General features: G+C 63.1%; 19 protein-coding genes and 1 tRNA gene. 12 read left to right on the plus strand and 8 right to left on the minus strand.

Annotated elements, in window-relative coordinates; translation table 11 throughout:
- Positions 1 to 300: 300 nt before the first annotated feature.
- Positions 301 to 390 (plus strand) — tRNA-Ser (locus tag ACFSGJ_RS07245).
- Between the two features lie 361 nt (positions 391 to 751).
- Here the strand turns inward: ACFSGJ_RS07245 and ACFSGJ_RS07250 are convergent.
- The 8 genes from ACFSGJ_RS07250 to ACFSGJ_RS07285 all read right to left on the minus strand — a co-directional run bounded on the left by ACFSGJ_RS07250 (position 752) and on the right by ACFSGJ_RS07285 (position 9,544).
- On the minus strand, positions 752 to 2,041 hold the full coding sequence (locus ACFSGJ_RS07250) for a 5-methylcytosine restriction system specificity protein McrC (protein WP_390260320.1): 1,290 nt from the start codon (positions 2,039 to 2,041) through the stop codon (positions 752 to 754).
- Between the two features lie 5 nt (positions 2,042 to 2,046).
- Complete coding sequence (locus tag ACFSGJ_RS07255; RefSeq protein ID WP_390260321.1) at positions 2,047 to 3,165, minus strand: AAA family ATPase; 1,119 nt, start codon at positions 3,163 to 3,165, stop codon at positions 2,047 to 2,049.
- A complete protein-coding gene (locus ACFSGJ_RS07260; protein WP_390260322.1) occupies positions 3,158 to 3,724 on the minus strand; it encodes a hypothetical protein in 567 nt (188 codons plus the stop codon). Before ACFSGJ_RS07260 ends, ACFSGJ_RS07255 begins: the two co-directional genes overlap by 8 nt.
- Positions 3,721 to 5,943, minus strand: coding sequence for an Eco57I restriction-modification methylase domain-containing protein (locus tag ACFSGJ_RS07265; RefSeq protein WP_390260323.1), 2,223 nt, complete (start codon positions 5,941 to 5,943; stop codon positions 3,721 to 3,723). The genes ACFSGJ_RS07260 and ACFSGJ_RS07265 overlap by 4 nt, the downstream gene beginning before the upstream one ends.
- Positions 5,940 to 6,983: a DNA adenine methylase gene (locus tag ACFSGJ_RS07270; RefSeq protein WP_390260324.1), complete on the minus strand. Its 1,044-nt coding sequence runs from the start codon at positions 6,981 to 6,983 to the stop codon at positions 5,940 to 5,942. The genes ACFSGJ_RS07265 and ACFSGJ_RS07270 overlap by 4 nt, the downstream gene beginning before the upstream one ends.
- Positions 6,984 to 7,386: 403 nt before the next feature.
- Positions 7,387 to 7,770 (minus strand): hypothetical protein, encoded by a 384-nt coding sequence (locus tag ACFSGJ_RS07275; RefSeq protein WP_390260325.1) that lies wholly within the window; start codon positions 7,768 to 7,770, stop codon positions 7,387 to 7,389.
- Positions 7,767 to 9,092, minus strand: coding sequence for a recombinase family protein (locus ACFSGJ_RS07280; RefSeq protein ID WP_390260326.1), 1,326 nt, complete (start codon positions 9,090 to 9,092; stop codon positions 7,767 to 7,769). Before ACFSGJ_RS07280 ends, ACFSGJ_RS07275 begins: the two co-directional genes overlap by 4 nt.
- Positions 9,089 to 9,544, minus strand: coding sequence for a DUF2924 domain-containing protein (locus ACFSGJ_RS07285; RefSeq protein ID WP_390260327.1), 456 nt, complete (start codon positions 9,542 to 9,544; stop codon positions 9,089 to 9,091). The genes ACFSGJ_RS07280 and ACFSGJ_RS07285 overlap by 4 nt, the downstream gene beginning before the upstream one ends.
- Before the next feature lie 390 nt (positions 9,545 to 9,934).
- On the opposite strand from ACFSGJ_RS07285, the gene ACFSGJ_RS07290 reads away from it, so the two are divergent.
- From ACFSGJ_RS07290 to ACFSGJ_RS07340, 11 genes are all read left to right on the plus strand, one after another.
- A complete protein-coding gene (locus tag ACFSGJ_RS07290; protein WP_390260328.1) occupies positions 9,935 to 12,184 on the plus strand; it encodes a hypothetical protein in 2,250 nt (749 codons plus the stop codon).
- A 78-nt stretch (positions 12,185 to 12,262) separates the two neighbouring features.
- Entirely contained in the window at positions 12,263 to 12,508 is a 246-nt protein-coding gene (locus ACFSGJ_RS07295; protein ID WP_390260329.1) for a hypothetical protein, read from the plus strand.
- 99 nt (positions 12,509 to 12,607) lie between these two features.
- Positions 12,608 to 13,330 carry an RNA polymerase sigma factor gene (locus ACFSGJ_RS07300; RefSeq protein ID WP_390260330.1) on the plus strand — a complete coding sequence of 241 codons (723 nt, stop codon included), beginning with the start codon at positions 12,608 to 12,610 and terminating at the stop codon, positions 13,328 to 13,330.
- 84 nt (positions 13,331 to 13,414) lie between these two features.
- Positions 13,415 to 13,609 (plus strand): hypothetical protein, encoded by a 195-nt coding sequence (locus tag ACFSGJ_RS07305; RefSeq protein WP_390260331.1) that lies wholly within the window; start codon positions 13,415 to 13,417, stop codon positions 13,607 to 13,609.
- A gap of 38 nt (positions 13,610 to 13,647) precedes the next feature.
- Complete coding sequence (locus ACFSGJ_RS07310) at positions 13,648 to 13,944, plus strand: hypothetical protein (RefSeq protein WP_390260332.1); 297 nt, start codon at positions 13,648 to 13,650, stop codon at positions 13,942 to 13,944.
- A complete protein-coding gene (locus tag ACFSGJ_RS07315; RefSeq protein ID WP_149894354.1) occupies positions 13,944 to 14,819 on the plus strand; it encodes an ATP-binding protein in 876 nt (291 codons plus the stop codon). Before ACFSGJ_RS07310 ends, ACFSGJ_RS07315 begins: the two co-directional genes overlap by 1 nt.
- Before the next feature lie 101 nt (positions 14,820 to 14,920).
- Entirely contained in the window at positions 14,921 to 15,544 is a 624-nt protein-coding gene (locus tag ACFSGJ_RS07320) for a hypothetical protein (protein ID WP_390260333.1), read from the plus strand.
- 14 nt (positions 15,545 to 15,558) lie between these two features.
- Positions 15,559 to 17,247, plus strand: coding sequence for a DEAD/DEAH box helicase (locus ACFSGJ_RS07325; RefSeq protein WP_390260334.1), 1,689 nt, complete (start codon positions 15,559 to 15,561; stop codon positions 17,245 to 17,247).
- A 3-nt stretch (positions 17,248 to 17,250) separates the two neighbouring features.
- Positions 17,251 to 17,661 (plus strand): DUF6511 domain-containing protein, encoded by a 411-nt coding sequence (locus ACFSGJ_RS07330; protein ID WP_390260335.1) that lies wholly within the window; start codon positions 17,251 to 17,253, stop codon positions 17,659 to 17,661.
- Positions 17,658 to 18,428, plus strand: coding sequence for a hypothetical protein (locus ACFSGJ_RS07335; protein ID WP_390260336.1), 771 nt, complete (start codon positions 17,658 to 17,660; stop codon positions 18,426 to 18,428). Before ACFSGJ_RS07330 ends, ACFSGJ_RS07335 begins: the two co-directional genes overlap by 4 nt.
- Entirely contained in the window at positions 18,425 to 20,746 is a 2,322-nt protein-coding gene (locus ACFSGJ_RS07340) for an AAA family ATPase (protein WP_390260337.1), read from the plus strand. The genes ACFSGJ_RS07335 and ACFSGJ_RS07340 overlap by 4 nt, the downstream gene beginning before the upstream one ends.
- Positions 20,747 to 21,001 lie beyond the last annotated feature (255 nt).

A 21,001-nucleotide genomic window follows, 5' to 3' on the forward strand; every position in this document is an offset into this window, starting at 1 on the left:
CTTGCGCTCCGCCTTGCGGATGAGAGAAGGTTATGCGGCCCCGCTCCCAGAACCATCGATCAGACCTGCAAGGTCCGGACGGGAAACTTCGCTGCCTTCCCACCCCGCGGCGCTGTTGAATGTGTCTTCCTCCCTAGCAAAATCCGCTCTTCGCAAGCCAGTGCCGGGCGAGCACGGAAAAACCTGGGTCCTGAACCTTGACCGCCGCCAAGCAACGGGACTGACTCATCGCCTTTATTTCCTGAAACCCCGCAATTATCCTTGAAGTCCCTCGCAGCCTCACGCTAGAGAGACCCCCACGGAGCGGTGGCCGAGTGGTCGAAGGCGCACGCCTGGAAAGTGTGTAGGCGGGAAACCGTCTCGAGGGTTCGAATCCCTCTCGCTCCGCCACTCGCCCTCGCGAAAGCGTTCTCCCGATCCGGCCGCGGCCGGATTTTCCCGTGTTTTCAAAGGCGTTTGCGGAATGGGTTGAGCACCGCCGAGGCGGCTGTTGGCCCAAAATCCGTTCTCTTGGCTGGTTATTCTCTGGACCTGATGACTGCGCTATTTCAGTAAACAGCTTGCAAGACGCTGTATCAAAACAGATTTTGTGCGCGGCACCTGAGCACTTCGACGCCAGCGGCGTTTGGTCGGGCGGAACAGAAATCGAACACTCTCCCAAAAAAAATCGGCAAGTGAAAGAATGGACTGCTCCGTCAAATTCCGTTCACGAAAGCCTATCTTCGCGAGGCAGAGTGCTCCTCAGAAGCCGCTAAAGGCTCTTGGCAAGCGCATCAGCAAAGCGCTTCAAGCCACGCCGCTCTGAGATACGACAAACACCAAGTTCAACTGCCCGGATGAGTACACCGTCTGCTACAGCCCTTGCAAATTCTGCTGCATGTCCGACCTCGTAGTGAGAGGAAGGCGCGTCGTCCACTGTCCGCGGATAGACCAGCACCACCTCGAAGATCCCCGTTGCGCGCGAGAACGCCAAAGATTCATAGATATCGGCATTGGAAATCGAGGTAGTAGAGCGATCCACATGCCCTTTGTATTTTGCGTCCACGATGACCCGGCGCGAACCAGTGGTATTGGGAATCGTGACAATCGCGTCGGGAACGACGTTGAGCACTCTTACTTCGCCATCCTGCGTTCTCGTCCCGAGCCTTCTGGGTGACTGGAGCAGCACATTCTTGGGCAAAAGTGCGTTGCGGAGCGATAGCGAAACGAGCTGCTCCCAAACTTGCCATGTCTGCATGACGTAGCCTGGCGCAAGAGCGTTCTTCGGATCATAGGCCCCGCCAAGCCCCCGCAGGATGTCGAGAGAAAGATCAAATGTTGGTTGCCAAGCGCGCGAACGGCTCGGCATTCGCCGATCCTGAAGACGTGATGGCCTTTGCTGATGCGGAAGATGTTGCGCAAGACGCTCAAGACGTACGCGGGTTTCGACGTCGGGAACAATGGGCGCAAGACCAGCCGCAGCCGCCCTGATTACAGCATTGTAGGGATTTTCGCGGGTGAAGGAGGTCACCGATTGCGGAAAGCCTTCCTCCGTTGGAACAGACAGATCCTCGGGATCAAAATCCCCTTCAATGGCGAACTCGCTGTGGGACAAACGGCGATAGGTTCGCAGTGGTCTACGCTGGTTTTTCCAGTACATTTCGACAAGAGAGCGACCGATCAGTGTCGCAAGATCTGAAGTCGCGCGTGCCGATGATTTCAATCCCTCGTTGTCGAGTAGCCGCCCATGGTGTGAAAGCGTGGCCAGAAGGAAGAAGTCCTCACGCCACCCGGGTGCATTTCCGAGAAATTTAGGAGCAATTTCGAGTTCCAGACCTGACGCAAGGACAAGCAAACCCGCCACATTCTGAAACTGAAAGCGGTCGGCATTAATGGATAGCGGAACGCTCGCCAGTCCGAGGATACCGCGCACACGGTCTCCGGCACGGAGCAAAAGCTCGCGCGCGGTGGACGCTGAAACATCGCTACGCTTGGCAATTTCCTCGTGGAGAGCCGAAGGCTTCGCATACTCAACTGCTGTGAAGCGCTGCCATTGGCGCATGACGACTAAACAGCCCTTTGGGACAGGGCGACAAACAGATCATAGACCTGCGAAGCATCAATGCTCACCGGACCATTGATCATGGCGCGGGGGGCATCTCCGAAGGAGGTTTCTTCCAAGCTGTACGGGTTTCCGGCAATGCCGCGATCTGCGTTCAAGACGATGGCGGTTCCGCGTACGTCACCGAAGAACGCTTCATCGATGTGATTTTTGACCGTTCGCCATGCTGTCGCAAAGTGGGCAAGAGCCTCAGCCACGTTTGAGGGCTTGGCGTTGTTGGCCATGAGCACGCCGTGACCGATCCTGAATTCCGGACCTCGTCCGAGTGCAATGCTTTGGTTTATCGCATCAAACGCTTGGATAGCAGCCTCGCTCACATCATCTGCGGAGCTAGGGCTTGGCGGCAAACTCGCGGTCGGTGTCGCGGAAATTCCGAAATGCGCCCGCAAAACCGAAGACTTGGGTTCCAGATTGAAAGGAGCCCAACGCCGAAGGAAGGCTACATCCAGCGGCTCGACCGAGACATCCGCCTGGTTCATTGCTGCTAGTATGTAGAGCCTCGATGGAAAAGCATACTCGATCAGATCGCCGTCTGCCGGATTGATCAAATCGAAGAACTGTGTTGCAGGCGTTGACTTGCCGTCCGGTGCAAGGCGCTTGTCGGATTCGATGGCGACGATAGCTCCACCGAAAACTTGTACGGTCGGGCCGCGGTTGATTTCATCAATAATAAGCAGCGCCGCGCTGTCCGGCTGCTTTGCATACTCACTGGCACGGTAGAGAATGCCTTCGGTAATTCTGAACGTGCCCGGTGGCGTACCTGTGCGGACGTCAGGCATCACGCCTGTCAGGAAATCACGGTACTTGCTGGACTGATGAAGAACGCAGCGAAAGACCTTCCGGTTGGAGGACGTCCCCATTGCCCCCGGCAGGGTTGTCGTAGGCGTGGGCGGGATGGGGACTGGTGCACCTGGCTGATGAATGGGCGTGCTGGAGTGCCCCTTAGCTTCAAAGAGGCTCGCAACCTCACTCAGCAGCATGGACTTGCCCGTGCCCGGCGGCCCGGCAAGCAGGACGTTGCGGCGGTTTTCCAGCAGGTCCAGAATGTCGTTGGCGTCAGACATGTGGGTATTGCTCTTTTGTTACCAGGTCTAGAAACGCTGACTTGCAGCCGTCGTCGAACCAATCCTGCGCAAACTTCTTGATTTTCGGATCCCAATTTTGGGTAAGAAGACTCGTCTCGGTCGTGAAATACAGCCAAATATCTCCATTGGCTTGCTGGAACATCATGAAAACCGAACGACCGCCACTGGGATCGTTTTGGATCAAGCCATCAAGCGCAAACTCGGAGATGCGTGCTATTCGGCATTCATTCGGGCGCGCGTCCGTGGCAGGCCATATCTCCATGGTGGCGCTCTTATCACCCGTTGGTTCATGCCAAGTGACCGTGCCACTCAGAACTTCGATTTGAGACGTAACCCCTTTTGCCTTACGTGTCTTGGTTGTCTTGTTCGGGAACATGCGCCGAAAAAAAGGCAAGAACTCGGTTTCCGGTCGAAAACGCAGATCGCGAGCGCCACCCCCGCTGTCGGCGTCATTTGACTTGGCGATAAACTTTCGACGATCTCCGTCTTCGATATTTTGAAGGAGAACCCGTTCAATGGCCTGCGAACTACTGCTCACCGCACAACCTCGTTGGATTTTTCTTGGATGCTGTTGACGAACTCGGAGCTGACATAGGGTATAGCGCCGAGTTTGCGCGCGCGTTCCACACGTTGGGCGCTTTGTTCACTTCCCGTTTCTGCGTTCCGGAGCCAAGCCGAAAGCAGGACGTCTTCTGTGACGGTGGACGATGTCTCGCCCTGTATTGCGGGTTGGCCGCGATCCAACAGGGGGAAGTCCTGCAACATGAGCCGTAGGTCATCCTCGGAACAACCATAGGCGCGTGCGACCAGAACGTCCGCTTCGCAGCGCAGTTCGGCAATGCGCCAAACATTCTCAAAGCTCGAATTTTTTGACTGGTCAAGCTCATGCAATTTTCGGGCGAGGCCAATCAGGCGCTGTGCAGGGAGTGAACTGATATCAAGGTTGGGTAGTCGAAGGGAGAGCAGGACGAAGTAATTTACTGTCGTCGTAACGATCCGCCGAAGCAGCCAATCGAAAGGAAGCGAGTTGACAATGGCGAGCCAAAGGAAAAGCCGATCATCCGATGGGTCATTGGGGAAAGAAATCGTCGGAACCTTGTTCCCGCAGATGACCTCTGGTGGGATCAACGCAGCCATCATTGATCGTTCGTTGGTTTGCCCCGTAATATCACAAAAGCCTACGCGCATGCGCCGAGAGCGCCGCGAAGCTTCTGCGGACGCGACTCTCAACGGCAGCCAGAACTGTGGTGCGACCCTGCTTTGACCTGGCGGGAGATTGTACCAAACGGCGCTTCTTCCTTCACCAGAGACATAAGATTTGCAGCCCAGACGGTGGGGTTGGACCATTCGGCCCTCAATGACCGGAAGGCATCCTTTTTCTGGCCGTTTCACGAAATAGCGGCGGCCGTGAGTCATATCGACCTCACGGCAAAACTCAGGATACCAAGGTGAATCCTCGGATGAGATCACCGACCCGTTGTTCTGCATTTTCTTGAAAAGATGCCATTCCTCTGCCGAGCGCACTTCGGGAAGAGTAAGGTCGGAGCGCAAATGCTCGATATCCTTGAGCGCAAGACGTACCTGCGGTGCGGGTATGACGCGCTCGCTATTGGCACTTGCATGGCCAATCTTCACTGCCGCTAGCGCCTTGCTGGAACTCGCCTTGCGGCGATAATTTACAACAAGAAACTTAAACCGCGTGTCAATGGCGAAATGCCGTGCACGATTTTCCATTATGGTGAAGGCAAGATCATCCGTACCCTCTACGAGCGCCCGCCGCAGAGTTTCAGTGCTGAGCGAGCGGATCAGGCCTGCCGGAACCAAGAGAGCACCGTGTCCGCCTACCCGAGTCAGCTTGTAGAGAAGCTCGACAAAGGCGACGTAGAGATCAGGCTCGCCTTTTGCCAGGACAGGGTAGCGATCAATAAGTGATCCCGCCATTGCGGCGCGCTCGGTTTTGGCTTTTTCGTACCCAGCAAGTGATTGCAGGCGGTAGCTCGTTCCGTAGTCGCGGGTTTCTCCGTTCGCTTTAGCGTATTCATGCCGTGTAAGCTTGACCTTTTCCCAAGGAGGGTTTGCGATCACGACGTCAAAACCGTCTTCACTTAGCTCAAGCCAAGTGGCGTCAGGTACAAGCAGGCTGTCCTGTGCTCGCCAGCGGGCGCACATCGTTGCGATGGCATCCAAGTCATCGGTCAGCGACGCGAGTGACAACCGAGTGCCGCGCAAAGCGAGCGGTGAAAGATCGGCGGCATAAACGGACTCGCGAAGCCATTCGCTGGCTAGTAGACGATCCGGTCCACAGGCCACGATGGAAACGGCTGTCAGCAATATCCCGGCACCGCAGGCCGGATCGAGAACCTTAGCCCCTTTCGTAAAATGCACGTCAACGCTGTGAGCGAGATGCAGGGCTAGCCGAAAGTCCGTGTGATACGCGCCGTTATTTCGTTGCTCACTGTGATCGAGTGCTTCCCGAGCCAGCGCGCTTAAGCAAAGCGAGGGGTGAATGCCGGTATCATTTAACAGCAGAACAAGCGCTTTCGCATCATCAAGCAGGCGCTCAGGGGCCATCAAGGGTTTGATCGCGAACTTCGAGCAAAATGCTTGAAAATCAAATCCACCAAGGCGGGCAGATGCCGCTTCCAATAGCTGGAAGCGCAACTCATCGTTGTTCCCGCGATAGCGTCTCAGGCATTGAGATATGTAGGCATCGGCCTTTGTAAGACGTTTGCCCTCAACTGTACTCGATGGTTTCATGCGGCGGCGCGCTTTGCTTCCTTGGTCTTCTCGATGCAGAAAAGCAGCTCTCCGACGTCGGAGGCGGCTTTGCTGGCGGCTTTGTTGGGGCGATAGCGACCGATATTCTGGAGCGAATGAACGCTGAGTTTTCCGATGCCAGCTAGAGAATCGGAAAGCGATTTGATCGGGACGTGACCTTCGGTGCTATAGGAAAGGAAAATACGGCGAGCCGGGAGTTCCGAAATAAGACGCTCGATAGCCTTCGCGGCTCTGACTTTATAGCAAAAGTCAGATGCTTTTTCTCGCCACGGACGAATGCCGCAGACCCCTTCAACTTGAGGCTCATCACCAAGGGCGATGGTTTCAAGAATGTGATAATAGGCTGCATATTGGCGTTTGGTGTAGGGAGGGTCAAGATAGACCGTATCCTCCGCCGCGCACGGCACCTGATGAACGTCCCGCGTGCTCATGGTCGCATGCGGAGAGGCTTCGAGATATTCGCCAGGCTCGATCACCAAGGCATCTAGCGATTGCCTCTGCCATTTGGACAGGAAGCAGCCGTAGGTTCCGGCAGTATTTGCGACGCGGTTTGAAGCGCGCATCAAATCGGCAATGAGAACGCGCTCTTCATGTGGCGTGATTATATCGCCTTGCCGCCAGGCGCGGATCTTCTGCCGCATGCCATCGATTTTTTGAGCGTTCTCTTCGGTGAAATACATCCGGGAGACCTCGCAATGACCTGATGATGCTGGGCTGTACTCGCGCCAAATGAAGCCGCGTACGGGCAGTGCGTCATTAAGAGCAGCAATTGCGTTGTCGTAGCCCGAAAGCCCCTTAAAAGGGATATCGGCTTTGGACGTCACGCGCGCGTAGGACATGATGGCCGAGGAAGCCAAATGATCGTTAACGTGAACGGGCCAGCCAGCGCGGGCCGCTGCTTCGGCTACTGCTCCTGTCCCCGAGAAGCCATCCACGAACACACCGCCGTCAGGCGCGCCAATGTGATCAATGATGGCTTCCACAATACGCGCCTTGGAGCCAATGTACCGGAATGACATGCGTTCGGTCTCCCTGCCTGCTTGGTTTTTGTTGTCATGCCGGGAAATGAGCGGGGTGGCATGGATCGTTTCTTAGCCCATGCAGACTGCTCAGGCGTTAACAGTGGTGATTTGTTCGGTCTGATTGGGTAGCATGGGCTTAGGTTGGTCTACTCCGCCAACATTGCACATACGGCGAGCAGGACGCAATATATTGTAGGCTCGCGCAGCATGGATGCTACTGACTTGCTCGGCTGTTGCGCTCCGTTCGTAGTGGGGCCTGCATTTGATCTTGGACTTGTCACTCGATCGCCAGGAGCTTGAGTTTCCGAGCCTCATGAGGGCGCCCCTTGGTCCTGCCGCAGGGGAGCTGCTACGCAGCGATGGGCGAAGCCGACTGGCTTGATTGGGCCTTTGTCGCCGTTCAGTCTAACCTCCACTCCCTGCGCTCCCACACCAACGGCACGTCCTTCAATACTCCCGCCAGCGTCACCTCCGGACCCTGCTTCCCGTCCAGGATTGCCTCGACCATGCAGGGCGCGAGCAGCGTGAGACGTAGGACACGGGTCATGTAGGACGTCGCGATCCCCTCCCGCTCGGCCAGTTCTGCGATGGTAGCGAACTCACCCGACTCGAGCATCCGCTTCCAGCGGAAGGCGCGGGCTAGCGCCTTGACCAGCGTGTTGTCCATCCGCCGCAGCTGCGTGGCGCCCTCGGGCATCTGCATCTCCTTCCGCCCGCCACGCTTCACGACGCAGAATGGCACGTGGATTGTAACCGTCTCGGGGACCGCCGTCGCGCGGGTCATGCCGCTTCCCCGATGCTGCCAGAGAGCATCTCGCGCGCGAGCCCTCCGAGGCCGTCCATCCGGAGCCGGACATTGAGCCCGTTCGTGCCGACGCCCACGCGCTCGACCAGCAGTGCCACGATGCGGGCCTGCTCGGCGGGGAAGAATTCGTCCCACAGTGGATCAAGTCTCTGCAGCGCCGAGCGAGCGTCAGCCTCGGTGATGTCGGCAGCGTGAGCGCGGGCGGACTTCCATGTCCCCGCAACGATCTCGGGCTGGCGGAACACGGCGCGGAGTTGGTCGATCACGGCGGCTTCGATCTCGCCCGCAGGCACGCGGCCGACCGGGCACGCCCCAGCGCCATGCTTCAGCACCGTCTGGCTCACATAGTAGCGGTAGAGCCTGTCGCCCTTGCGGGTATGGGTCGGCGAGAACGCCGCACCGTCTGGGCCGTAGAGCAGCCCTTTCAGCAGCGCGGGCGTGTCGGCCCGGGTCCGGGCAGCGCGCTTTCGGGGACTTTCCTGCAGGATGGTGTGAACCCGGTCCCACATCTCGCGGTCGATGATGGCCTCATGCTCGCCGGGGTAGCTGTCGCCCTTGTGGACCGCCTCGCCGATGTAGGCGCGGTTGCTGAGCATCCGGTAGATGTACTTCTTGTCGATTCGGTTGCCGCGCGGCGTCCGGATGCCGCGCGCGCCGACTTCCCGCGCCAATTCCGTGCAGGATCCGATGTCGAGGAATCGAGCGAAGATCCAGCGGACGTGCGCGGCGGCTTCCTCGTCCACCAGCAGTTTGCGGTTTTCCACCCGGTAGCCGAAGGGCGGCACGCCCCCCATCCACATACCCTTCTTCCGGCTGGCGGCGACCTTGTCGCGGATGCGCTCGGCCGTCACCTCACGCTCGAACTGGGCGAACGACAGCAGGATGTTCAGCGTCAGCCGCCCCATCGACGTGGTTGTGTTGAACGACTGCGTGACCGAGACGAAAGTCACCCTATTCCGGTCGAACACCTCGACCAGCTTGGCGAAGTCGGCGAGCGAGCGGCTGAGGCGGTCGATCTTGTACACCACGACTACATCCACCAGCCCGTCCTCGATGTCCTCCAGCAGCCGCTTCAGGCCGGGGCGTTCCAGGGTGCCGCCCGAGATCCCGCCGTCGTCATACTGATCGCGGACAAGAACCCAGCCCTCAGACCGCTGGCTGGCGATGTACGCCTCGCAGGCTTCGCGTTGGGCATGGAGGCTGTTGAATTCCTGCTCCAGCCCTTCCTCGGAGGATTTGCGTGTGTAGACCGCGCAGCGCAGCTTGCGGACGACCTTCGATTTCTCGGGCGGCTTCGTCATGTCCGCCCCCTGTGGTTCTTGAGACCGAAGAAGGTCCATCCGTTCCAGCGCGTGCCGGTGATGGCGCGGGCGATGGCTGACAGCGACTTGTACGGCCGCCCCTGCCATTCGAAGCCATCGGCGGTGACAGTGACGATCTGCTCGACGCCCTGCCATTCGCGCAGCAGCCGCGTGCCGGTGATCGGGCGGTCGCGATCGGCGCGGATGCTGCGCTTCCTCTTGTCGCCGCCGTCCAGTTCCTCGCCCAGCCGCTCAAGGCGCCGGATCGTCTCCGGCTTCAGCCCGCCATAGGCGAGTTCCTGGATGCGATAAGCGATGCGGCTTTCGAGATAGCGGCGGTTGAACGGCGGCGGCTCGCTGTCGAACAGGTCGCGCCACTGTTTCTTCAGGTCGGGCGTCGGCGTTGTCTTCAGCGCGGCCAGGCGCGCGGGGATGGGATCGGGCTTGTTCATGCATTTCTCCGTTGAGTTGGAGTTGCATGACGGCATTGGTCGGGCGGATAGTGTAGGCAACGTTCTCCGGTATCGTCAGATACTTCGCCCCCATCCCGCATCCGCAACCGAACCAGCCCGAGCGCAAGCAGGCCGCACAGTTCGGCGCGGCGCTCAGCGGCGCTCATCTGGTCGGGAGGGAGCGGGTTCGGGCGTTTCATGTTTCGGTGGCCATAATCGATGGTGTGCTACCGATCAAAAGCCACCCAGCTGCCTGGGACGGGACATCTCAAAGGAACGGGATGCAGAAATGCGAACAGGGAGAGAACATCAGGGCTTGCCGATCACGGATTTGTCCATGATTATCGCAGGTTGAATCAATCGAGAGCAGTAGTTCATTGAGGTGAGTTTATGGCGCGCAAAGCATCCCCGATCGGTCCGCATGTTCTGGCGCTGATCGAGGATGCGCGCGTAGACCTCGCCCGGGCTGCCCTCGCGGTGCGAGAGGGCGACAACGAGCCGGATTTCAAGCTGCCCGAGGACGTTCCCGACCTCGCCGACGAAGAAGGAGTAGAGGCGTTTCGGCAAGCGCTTGTGGAGACGCTGTCGGACTTCGACCGCGATGACCTGCGGCCTGCGGAGCAGAGATCACGAAGGATCCGAGCCCTCGCCGAGAAAAAGGGCGTCACCTCTCTCACCACCATTGTCCAGCAACAGCTCGACAACACCCGGTCGCAGGAGTTTCACCGACAACCGGATGAACTGTGCAGAAGCATCTGGGCCTATCTCCATGAACGCGAGACCTTCGAGGATGCGGAGAGCTTTCACTTCGCCCGACAGTTCCGCGACCACGGCAAACTCTACGACGCCTTCGAGGTCGAACTGGAGAACCAGGTAGCCCTCGACGCGGCGGCCATCGACGAAAAGGCGCTGGCGTCCAAGATCAAGGGCATGCTCGAGCTGAAGCCCGAGATATCCTGCACGGTCAAGGCGCTCGATCTGCCTGCCACCGATACGCACCCTGCGTCCATCATGCTGATCGTCCGGCACGGCGGCCCGCTTTCGAGCGTCTACGATCACCGGCAAGACGGACGGCGGGGAACCATCTACTACCGCCCGCCGAACGAGGCGACGCTGATCTACACGCCCTCGATGCGGCAGATCGAGGTCTGCGCGGACAGCCCCGTGGTGCGCCAGACGGTCAGCGACTCCTTCGCCGAAGTTGCGCTCGGTCACGACATCTCCCAGAAGCCGCTGACCTGGAAGCGCTATAATCTCTCGCGCTTTCGCTCTTCGCTTCTCCTGCAGCCCCCTGAGATCGAAGGGTATGCGTTCGAGTTCGCGCGCGTCATCGAAGCCGAGATCCGGCTGGGAACTTGGCGCCGCAAGCTTCAGCTCAAGGTGACGGTCGACGATGACATCCAGGAGGTTGCCGACCGATATCTCGGGGCGCGGAACATCTTTCGGCGCGCCGAAGCGTTCAGCCGGATCACCATCGCGGTGGCCTACAACCTGATCGGCGATGAGAAGCAGCGGACGCTCAATATCACCATTGCAGGCACGAAGAGCTGCAACCTGCAGAGCAAGCCCGATCCGGAGGAACGCAGCCTCGGCTTCGCGCTACTCAAGGAATGGGGAATCCTGAGCGCGTTCAGGCAGATCGCGCATGATGACCTTCGCGCGATATTCCCCCAGCTTGTTCAACTCCACGACCGCATCGAGGACGAGGTCAGCGGAAGTTATCTGCTGGAACTCGGGCTTGACCCGAAGCGTCTGATCGAAGGTGGCCTGCTCGAACGCTGCGACCGTCAGGATGTGGTTCTCATCGAGGACGACGACGTCGATGGGGAAGGCGCCGTCAAACCATCAGTGACCCAAGGCATGGTAAAGGCTGTCGGTCCTTTCGGCGAAGATGTCGGCAAGCGCCCCGCGTCGGATGTCGAGATGTTCGCGGTCAACGCTCAGTGGCTTCACGAGACGCTCATGCGCCTGATGAAGCCGCTGCTGAGCAAGCGGGCGGCCCAGATCCTGGACCCGGACCTGACCCTCGTCGGCGCGATCCAGATCGATGAGGCAGATGTGCCCGTCTATTTCGCCCGGCGGCTCAATGATCCCAACGCGGCGCAGAGACTGGATCTGATGTTGCGCGCGCGGGACACCGCTGGGGTGGGCATCGTCTTCGCCGCGAGCGAAGAGATGCCGTCACATCTTGGGCCGAACGTCGTCATGCCGCTGCTGTCCCATCTCGCATCGGCTGACGAGGAAATGCTGTTTGCGCGCGGCGGAATAGAACTCGCGTACCGAGACGGTCTTTCACTCGCACGCGGGGGCGTGTCGCCGCGGGTGGTTCGGACAGGCAAGCAGTCCGGCACGCTGTTCATTCCTGGCAGGGAGCCGCTTCACCTCGCTGGGAACGATCAACTTACAATCTTCGAGCGCCTGGTGGTCGCAGCCGCGAAAGGCAGTCCCGACGTTCAGGTAAAGGCGCTGATGGAAGGCTTCGAGTCCAGAAGCCCCCAGCAGGCGTTCCGGAAGGAGACCTGGGACAGCATCCGGGACGTCTATATCGGCAAGGGTGCGAAGAACGGATATTGGCGACTGCTACTCATTGCGCAGCCAACCGAAGCCGTGGCCGAGCCAACCGAGGAAGTGACCGTCTAACAGCGGTCTAACATGCGGCGGGAGACGGTCTAACAAAACGCTGATTACTGGAAGGGCTCCACATAGAGGAGCACTTCCATGCCGACTCCCTTTCCCTCGCGCCAGGCAGCCCCGACGAGCTGGTCCGGCGACGCGACGACCAAACCCACCACCTCCAACTCGGAATGGCGCTGCACGCGCTGTGACAAGCTGCTCGGCGTCTGCCGGGACGGCCGCATGCACCTGCGCTTCGCGCGGGGGCACGAGTATTTCGTGGGCTTCCCGGTTCAGGCCACCTGCCGCGGCTGCGGCACGCTGAACCACGCGACCGCGCCCGCGCGCTGACGCGCGCATTCACCCACCCCCCTGAAATCGCAGAGACGCGCGACGTCCTGACCTGGCCACGAGAAGGCGCCGGACGCCTGGCCGCAAGGCAGGCGTCCGATGTCCTTCGCGTGGCACGAGATCCGTGATCACCTCATGCATTCATCCACGAACCTTCACTTCCAGCGCAGTTTCGACGCCGTCAGGCGTGCGCAGGCCGCCCTCGCACCGTTCCGGGATCCGGCGGCCCTGCTGGATGGGCTGCACCGCACGCCCGGCGATCAGGGCCAGAAGAACGTGATCCTTTCCGCGCTCGTCAGGGCGGCGCAGGGCAATGGGCCCGCGTCCGACTGCGCCCTGACGCTGCTGTTGCTGGCACTCTGGCCCGGCCTCGACGCCATCCGGCGCCGGTCGATCTGGCGCAGGATCGGCACCGCCGACGAGGTCGCATCCGATGTTCTGGCGCGCACCACCGAGGCTGTCCGCGGCCTCGACCTCGGGCGTGTCAACTGGATCGCGGCCACAGTGCTGCGGAATGTCGAGCGCGACATGATCCGCGTGCGCCAGCGCGACCAGACACGCGAACATCTCGCCAGCGGCGCCGATCCCGACGAGGTGGCGGACAGCGGTGACAGCGGGATCGGCGCGGCCGGGTACGCACGGCTGAACGGCGCCGTGCGGAAGCTGCTCGGCGACGACGCCCTTCTCGTGATCCGCGTGGCGATCGAGGGTTTCTCGCAAGCCGAGGTCGCCGTCGAACTGGGGCTGACCGAGGCCGCCGCTCGCAAGCGGTACCAGCGCGCGATGCGCCGACTGAACGACGCCCTCGATGAAATCTCCTGAACCGATGTCCCGATCCGGTCCCGCCGGTGGCTTTTCCCATTCGAGCGCCCCGAGCGCCTTCCCTCCAACCGAAAGCAGACACGCATGAACCGCACTGCCGATCTGTCGCTCGAGGATTTCAGGCGTCTCCCGGGGCTCTATCGCCGCTGGGAACTGACCGAGGTCTGCGAGCCCAACCGCAACTATCAGATCGAGGACGCCGGCGCCCATGCCGACGGGACGCCGCTGTTGGCGATCTACGTCGCCGAGCCCGCGCCCGACGTCCGCGAGGTCGCCTGATGCGCCTCCTCGATCACATCATCCCACGGAGAAAAGCCATGCCGGACCAGCCGGACGACATCACCCGTCTTCGCAAGGCGAGCTACGCCCTCGAAGACCTCCCCGAAACCATCGCCCTCCTGCAGCGCCCCGGTGACGAGCCGCGCGAGCCGCTGCCGGTCGTCGATGCGACCGTCGACGAGATCGCCTTCGCCATCGTGGAGGCGGAGCGGGAGAGTACGGCCGCCTACCGCCGCGCCGACGCGCTGAAGCGGCTCTACAAGCTCGCCCGCGAGGCGGGGTGCATCGGTGCCGACCGCGCCGCCACGGCGGTGATGAATAGGGAGGGCCGCTGATGGCCCTTCCCATCATCGGCGCCGACGAACGGCTCGCGCAGCGCAAGGGCATCAAGGGCGTCATCTTCGGCCGGTCCGGCATCGGCAAGACCAGCCTGCTCTGGACGCTGAACGCCTCGACCACGCTCTTCCTCGACCTCGAGGCCGGGGATCTGGCAGTCGAGGGGCTGGAGATCGACACGCTCCGGCCCCGCACCTGGAAGGAATGCCGCGACTTCGCGGTGTTCATCGGCGGACCGAACCCGGCGCTGCGCGAGGACCAGCCCTACAGCCAGGCGCATTTCGACGAGGTCTGCGGGCGCTACGGCGATCCGGCGGTGATCGGAAAATACGAGACCGTCTTCATCGACTCGATCACCGTGGCCGGTCGTCTCTGCTTCCAATGGTGCCGCGGCCAGCCCGAGGCCTTCTCCGAGAAGACCGGCAAGCCCGACATCCGCGGCGCCTACGGGCTGCACGGCCGCGAGATGATCGGCTGGCTGACCCACCTGCAGCACACGCGCGGAAAGCACGTCTGGTTCGTGGGCATCCTCGACGAGCGGCTCGACGACTTCAATCGCAAGGTCTTCCAGCCGCAGATCGACGGCTCGAAGACCGGTCTGGAACTGCCGGGGATCGTCGATCAGGTCATCACCATGGCCGACATCCCGGACCCGGGCGGCCAGCCGCAGCGCGCCTTCGTCTGCCAGACGCTGAACCCCTGGGGCTATCCGGCCAAGGACCGCTCGGGCCGCCTCGACATGGTCGAGGCCCCGCATCTCGGGCGGCTGATGGAGAAGATCCAGCGTCCCGCGGCGCCAGCCTCCGAACGCCTGACCTGGCCGCCGGTGACGCCCGCCGATCCCGCGCCCGCGCAGGAGCCCGGCCATGGCTGAGCGCCTCTCGCCACGCCCCGTGTCCCGATCCGGTCGCCGGGGTGGCTTTCCCCTATCGACGCCGCTGCGCGTCCCATCCTCCAACTGAAAGGAGCCGCGCAATGTCCGGACCCTGGAACGACTTCAACTCCGCGCAATCCAATACCAACGTCATCCCGAAGGGCACCCTCGCCAAGGTGCGCCTGACGCTCCGCCCCGGCGGCTTCGACGACCCCTCGCAGGGCTGGACCGGCGGCTGGGCGCGCCGCGCCGCCACCGGCGCCGTCTATCTCGACGCCGAATACACGGTGCTCGAGGGGCCCTATGCCCGGCGCAAGGTCTGGTCGCTGATCGGCCTCTACAGCCCCAAGGGCCCGGACTGGGCCAACATGGGGCGCGGCCTGATCCGCGGCATCCTCAACTCGGCGCGCGGCGTGTCAGACAAGGACAACTCGCCCGAGGCGCAGGCCCGCCGCCGCATCAACGGCTTCGGTGATCTCGACGGCGTCGAGTTCATCGCCCGCATCGACATCGGCACCGACACCAACGGCGAGGACAAGAACGAGATCCGCGCCGCCGTCACGCCCGACCATCGCGATTACGCCGCGCTGATGGGCGCGGTCGCGCCGCAGTTCACCGCCGCCCTGGCGCAGGGCCACGCCCCGCAGCAGCTCACCACGGCCACCCAGCCCAGCCAGCCCGCGTCCGCCCCCGGCGCCGCCGGGCGGCCGAGCTGGGCGCAGTAAGGGGGAGACCGGCCATGCGCCTGCGCCCCCGCCAGAAGACCTTCGTCGAGCGCAGCGTGGCTGCGCTCGCTTCCCGCGGCAACACGCTGGGCGTGGCGCCCACCGGTGCGGGCAAGACCATCATGCTCTCGGCGGTCACCGGCGAGATGATCGGCGACGGGGCCAAGGCTTGCGTGCTGGCCCATCGTGACGAGTTGACGGCGCAGAACCGCGCCAAGTTCCAGCGCGTGGTGCCGGGCGTCGCCACCTCGATCATCGACGCCACGGAGAAGTCCTGGAACGGCCAGGTCGCCTTCGCCATGGTGCCGACGCTGGCGCGGGCGTCGAACCTCGCCGACATGCCGCGCCTCGACCTGCTCGTCGTCGATGAGGCGCACCATGCCGTCGCCGACAGCTACCGCCGCATCATCGACCGGGTGCGCGAGGCCAATCCCGAGGCCCGCATCTTCGGGGTCACGGCGACGCCGAACAGGGGCGACAGGAAGGGCCTGCGCGAGGTCTTCGACAATGTCGCCGACCAGGTCCGGCTGGGCGAGCTCATCGCCTCTGGCCACCTCGTGCCGCCCCGCACCTTCGTCATCGATGTCGGTGTCCAGGACGAGCTGCGCTCGGTCCGCAAGACCATGTCGGATTTCGACATGGCGGAGGTGGCGGGCATCATGGATCGCGCCCCCGTCACCGACGAGGTGATCCGCCACTGGAAGGAAAAGGCGGGCGACCGGCAGACCGTGGTGTTCTGCTCCACCGTCGCGCACGCCGAACACGTCACCGACGCGTTCAGGTCGGCTGGCGTCTCTGCCGCGCTGATCCACGGCGATCTGGCGGCCGAGACCCGCAAGGCGATCCTCGCCGACTACGCCGCGGGCGACATCCGCGTCGTCGTCAACGTGGCGGTGCTGACCGAGGGATGGGACCATCCGCCCACCTCCTGCGTCGTGCTGCTGCGACCCAGCTCCTACAAGTCCACGATGATCCAGATGGTCGGGCGCGGCTTGCGCACCGTCGATCCCGAGGAACATCCCGGCATCGTCAAGACCGACTGCGTCGTGCTGGATTTCGGCACCTCCAGCCTGATCCACGGCACGCTGGAACAGGATGTAGATCTCGACGGCAAGACCGAAACCGGCGAGGCGCCGACGAAGACCTGTCCGGCCTGCGAGGCGGAGATCCCGCTGGCCGCCACCGAATGCCCGCTCTGCGGCGAGGCGTTCCCGCGCGAGGATCTGGATGCGGGCGAAGGCGGGAACGCCGCGCCGCTCTCGGGCTTCATGATGACCGAGATCGACCTGCTGAAGCGGTCCAGCTTCGCGTGGGTCGACCTCTACGGCACAGACGATGCGCTGATGGCCACGGGCTTCGCGGCCTGGGGCGGCATCTTCTGGCTGGACGGGGTCTGGTACGCCATCGGCGGCGCGAAGGGCGAACGCCCGCATCTGCTGGGTGTGGGCGAGCGCACGGTCTGCCTCGCGCAGGCCGACGACTGGCTGAACACGCACGAGACCGACGAGAGCGCCTTCAAGACGAGGGGCTGGCTTCGCCAGCCGCCGACCGAGAAGCAGCTGCAATACCTGCCGCCCGAGTGCCGCCATGACTTCGGCCTGACGCGCTACCGCGCCTCGGCGCTGATGACCTTCGGCTTCAACAAGCGCGCCATCCGGCAGCTGATCGACACGGCGGCCTCTCCCGAACGGAGGGCGGCATGACCCATGTCCACATCCAACCCCATCCCGGCCGAGGACCGGCGGCGGCTCTGGCATCCGTGTGGAACGCTCTGTGCTGTCTGCCGGCAACCCACCCATGGTTTTGGCTGGTTCGATCCGCACCGGTCGAAGCGGCGCCGGCCATCGGTCTGGTTCTGCTCGATGCCCTGCCAGTCCTTCTGGACGCGTTTGGCGCGGGAGCGTTTCGCCATGGTTGACCTGACCGAGGAAGAGCGCGCCGCGATCACCGCCACCTTGAAGCGCATGGCGCTGCTGATGGACGAGATCGGCTGGGCCACCCCGCTTGCCGATCTGACCGAGGCGCAGGTGCGCGCGCTGATCGAGGAAGCCGTCGAGGGCTTCCGCGAGGCCATGTCCGACATCGCCCAGGGGCAGACGCCGGAGGTGCCGTTTTGACCCTCGATTACAATCATCGGCCCAGTTTCGCGGAGCAGGTCAACGCCGCCGTCGATCAGGCGCTGACCGCCGATCAGGCGACGCGGCCGCCCCGCGACTACCTCGGCGGCTCGCGTCTCGGCCATGCCTGCGAGCGCGCCCTGCAGTTCGAGTTCACGGCGACGCCGAAGGACGAGGGCCAGGATTTCAGCGGCCAGTCGCTGCGCATCTTCGCCATCGGCCACGCGCTCGAGGACTTGGCAGTCGCTTGGCTGCGCGGCGCGGGCTTCGACCTCTACACCCGCAAGGGCAACCGTCCCGATGGCGGCCAGTTCGGCTTCTCGGTCGCGGGCGGGCGCATCCGCGGTCATGTCGACGGCATCTTCGCTGCGGGGCCCGAAGGCTTCGGTCTGGCCGTTCCTGCGCTCTGGGAATGCAAGACCATGAACGCCAAGAACTGGCGCGCCTGCGTCAAGGACGGCGTGACCAAGTCGAAGCCAGTCTACGCCGCCCAGATCGCGGTCTATCAGGCCTACATGGAATCCAGCGTGCCCGGCATCAGCGCCGCGCCCGCCGTGTTCACCGCAATCAACAAGGACACCGCCGAGCTGCACCACGAACTGGTGCCCTTCGACGCCGATCTCGCGCAGCGCATGTCCGACCGTGGCGTGCGGATCCTTCAGGCGACCGATGCGGGCGAGTTGCTGCCGCGCATCGCCACCACGCCCGACTTCTTCGGATGCCGCTTCTGCCCGTGGGCCGAGCGCTGCTGGGGGCTGCCCGCATGAGCGACGACGGCATCCTGCACTTCAACCCGTGGATGGACTTCAACGACGGGCCGCCGTCCGAGAACCCCTTCGGCTGCGACCCCGACCCCGAGCAGATCGCCGTCTTCCTCGACACGGTCTTCAGCTGGTGCGAGGGGCTGATCCCGCTCCGCGGCTTCGTCGACAAGGGTCAGGGCCGAGACGGCAAGCCGCACAATATCTGGATCGCGGCCGACGACGGCGCACCAGGGAAACTCACGACCTTTGCCGCATGGGCCAACCGTGAAGGCGCTGCGGTGTATGTCATCCCCGGCACGGTCGAGGAACAGGGCCAGGCCCGCGCCGCTGACGTGCTGCAGATGCAGGCCATAGTCGTCGATCTCGACGCGGGTGACATCCCGGCCAAGCTGGACCATGTCACCCGCCACCTCGGCGCGCCGACGCTGATCATCGAAAGCGGCGGGCGCACGCCAGAGGGCGCTGCAAAGCTCCATGTCTGGTGGAAACTGACCGAACCGGCCGAGGGTGAGGACCTGGCCACCCTCTGCCGCCTGCGCGGCGAGATCGCCGTGAAGGTCGGCGGCGACACGCATTTCCGCTCGGCGCACCAGCCGATCCGGGTGCCGGGCACGGTCTATCACAAGCACGGTCATCAACGCCTCGTGCAGATCCGCGAACATCGCGACGTCGAGGTGGACCTTGCGGATTTCGCCGACAAGGTCGCCGAGATGCCGCCGCTGCCAGGCGTGGGCTTCGCCAGCGACGTTTCGGCCCCGCAGGCCAAGCCCGGCATCGACGCGGTGCTCACCACGCCGGTGCGCGAAGGCGCGGTCGACGACTGGTCGCGGTTCCAGGGGGCCAGTGCCGCCATCGGCCATTACGTGCGCCTGGTGCACGAGGGCCGCCTCGACCCTTTCGCGGGCTGGGAGGCGATCTGCGGCTACAACGCCGCCATGCTGCGCCCGTCCTGGCCGCTCGATCGGCTGATGGCCGAGTCCGAACGGCTCTGGGAGCTGCATGTGAAGCGCAACGGTCCGCCGCTCCTGCGCGCGGCCCGCGTCGACGCCCCGGCCAGCCCGCTGCCGACCTTCAGCCTCGGCGCGCTCCTCGACGACACGAGCCCGATGCCCGAGGACATCATCGGCCCCCGCGTGCTGACCCCGGGCGGGCTCCTGGTGCTGGGCGGCGCGCCCAAGGTCGGCAAGAGCGACTTCCTGATCTCCTGGCTCGTGCACATGGCGGCGGGCGTGCCGTTCCTCGGCTTCACGCCGCCCCGGCCGCTGCGCGTGTTCTACCTGCAGGCCGAGATCCAGTATCACTATCTGCGCGAGCGCATGCAGCAGATCGCGCTGCCCGTCGCCGTGATCGCCGCCGCGCGCGACACCTTCATCGCCACCCCGAAACTGAAGCTGCTGCTCGACGCGGAGGGCGTCGCCCGCGTGGCCGAGGCGATCCGGGCCGCATTCCCCGACGCGCCGCCCGACATCATCGTCATCGACCCGATCCGCAACCTCTTCGATGGCGGCCCTGAGGGCGGCGGCGAGAACGACAACACCGCCATGATGTTCTTCCTGAAGGACCGAGTCGAGCTACTGCGCGAGGCGGTCAATCCGGACGCGGGCGTCATCCTCGCTCACCACACCCGCAAGGCCAGCAAGCACCAGGTCAAGGACGATCCCTTCCTCGCGCTCTCCGGCGCCAGCGCGCTGCGCGGCTTCTACACCTCCGGGCTGCTCATGCACCGGCCCGACGAGGACAGCACCGTCCGCAGGCTGGAAATCGAACTGCGGAACGGCCCCGCGCTGCCGGGCAAGCTGATCGACAAGGTGAAGGGCGAATGGGTCGAGCTGAACCCGATGAACGAGCGCCTGGTGCGCAAGGAGGTTGGCGCCAAGCTCGATGCCGAGCGGCTGCGCAAGCACGATGTCATCCTCGGCATGCTGCTGGATGAGGCGGCGGGCGAGCGCCTCTACACCGCCATGCAGTTCGCCGAGACCTTCGAGAACCGGGGCGGTCTGGGCAGCAAGCACACCATCCGCGAGCGCCTCAGCGTGCTGGCGACCAAGGGCTTCGTGAAGTTCCTGCGCGACCCCTCGGGGTTCGGCTTCCCCGTGACCCGGTCCCGGTTCGGCTACCTCTGCGTCGAGGGCATGCAGTTCGGCGTGCCCGTCGAGGAGGTCGATCCGGACACCGGCGAGGTCACCACCCAGGCCCGTCCGGTCCTGCCCAGTCACTTCAAATGCCCCCAATCCGGGCTCTGCCTGCAGGTCGAAAACCCCGCCGTCTGGGTCTACCCGGAGGGGCTCGAGGACGACCTAACTCATATGAGTGAGGCCTGACTCATATGACAGCGCCAACTGTGAACTCAACGAAATCAACGGGTTACGGACAAATAAGAGTTAGGTCCCTAACTCATGCCCGAAGACTTCATGAAGTCTTATTCCGTAATGATTTCAGCAACTTGCTCTCCCCGGAACAGTTAGGTGTCAAACCCCCATACTACGTATGGGAGGGCCACCCCACGGGGGTGGCCACTCCTCCCATACGTCCGGGCCAGCCGCGCGCGCCGCCGTGACGCTTCCTTGCGCTTCCCG

Source organism: Halodurantibacterium flavum, from assembly GCF_042681825.1.
Classification (GTDB): domain Bacteria; phylum Pseudomonadota; class Alphaproteobacteria; order Rhodobacterales; family Rhodobacteraceae; genus Halodurantibacterium; species Halodurantibacterium flavum.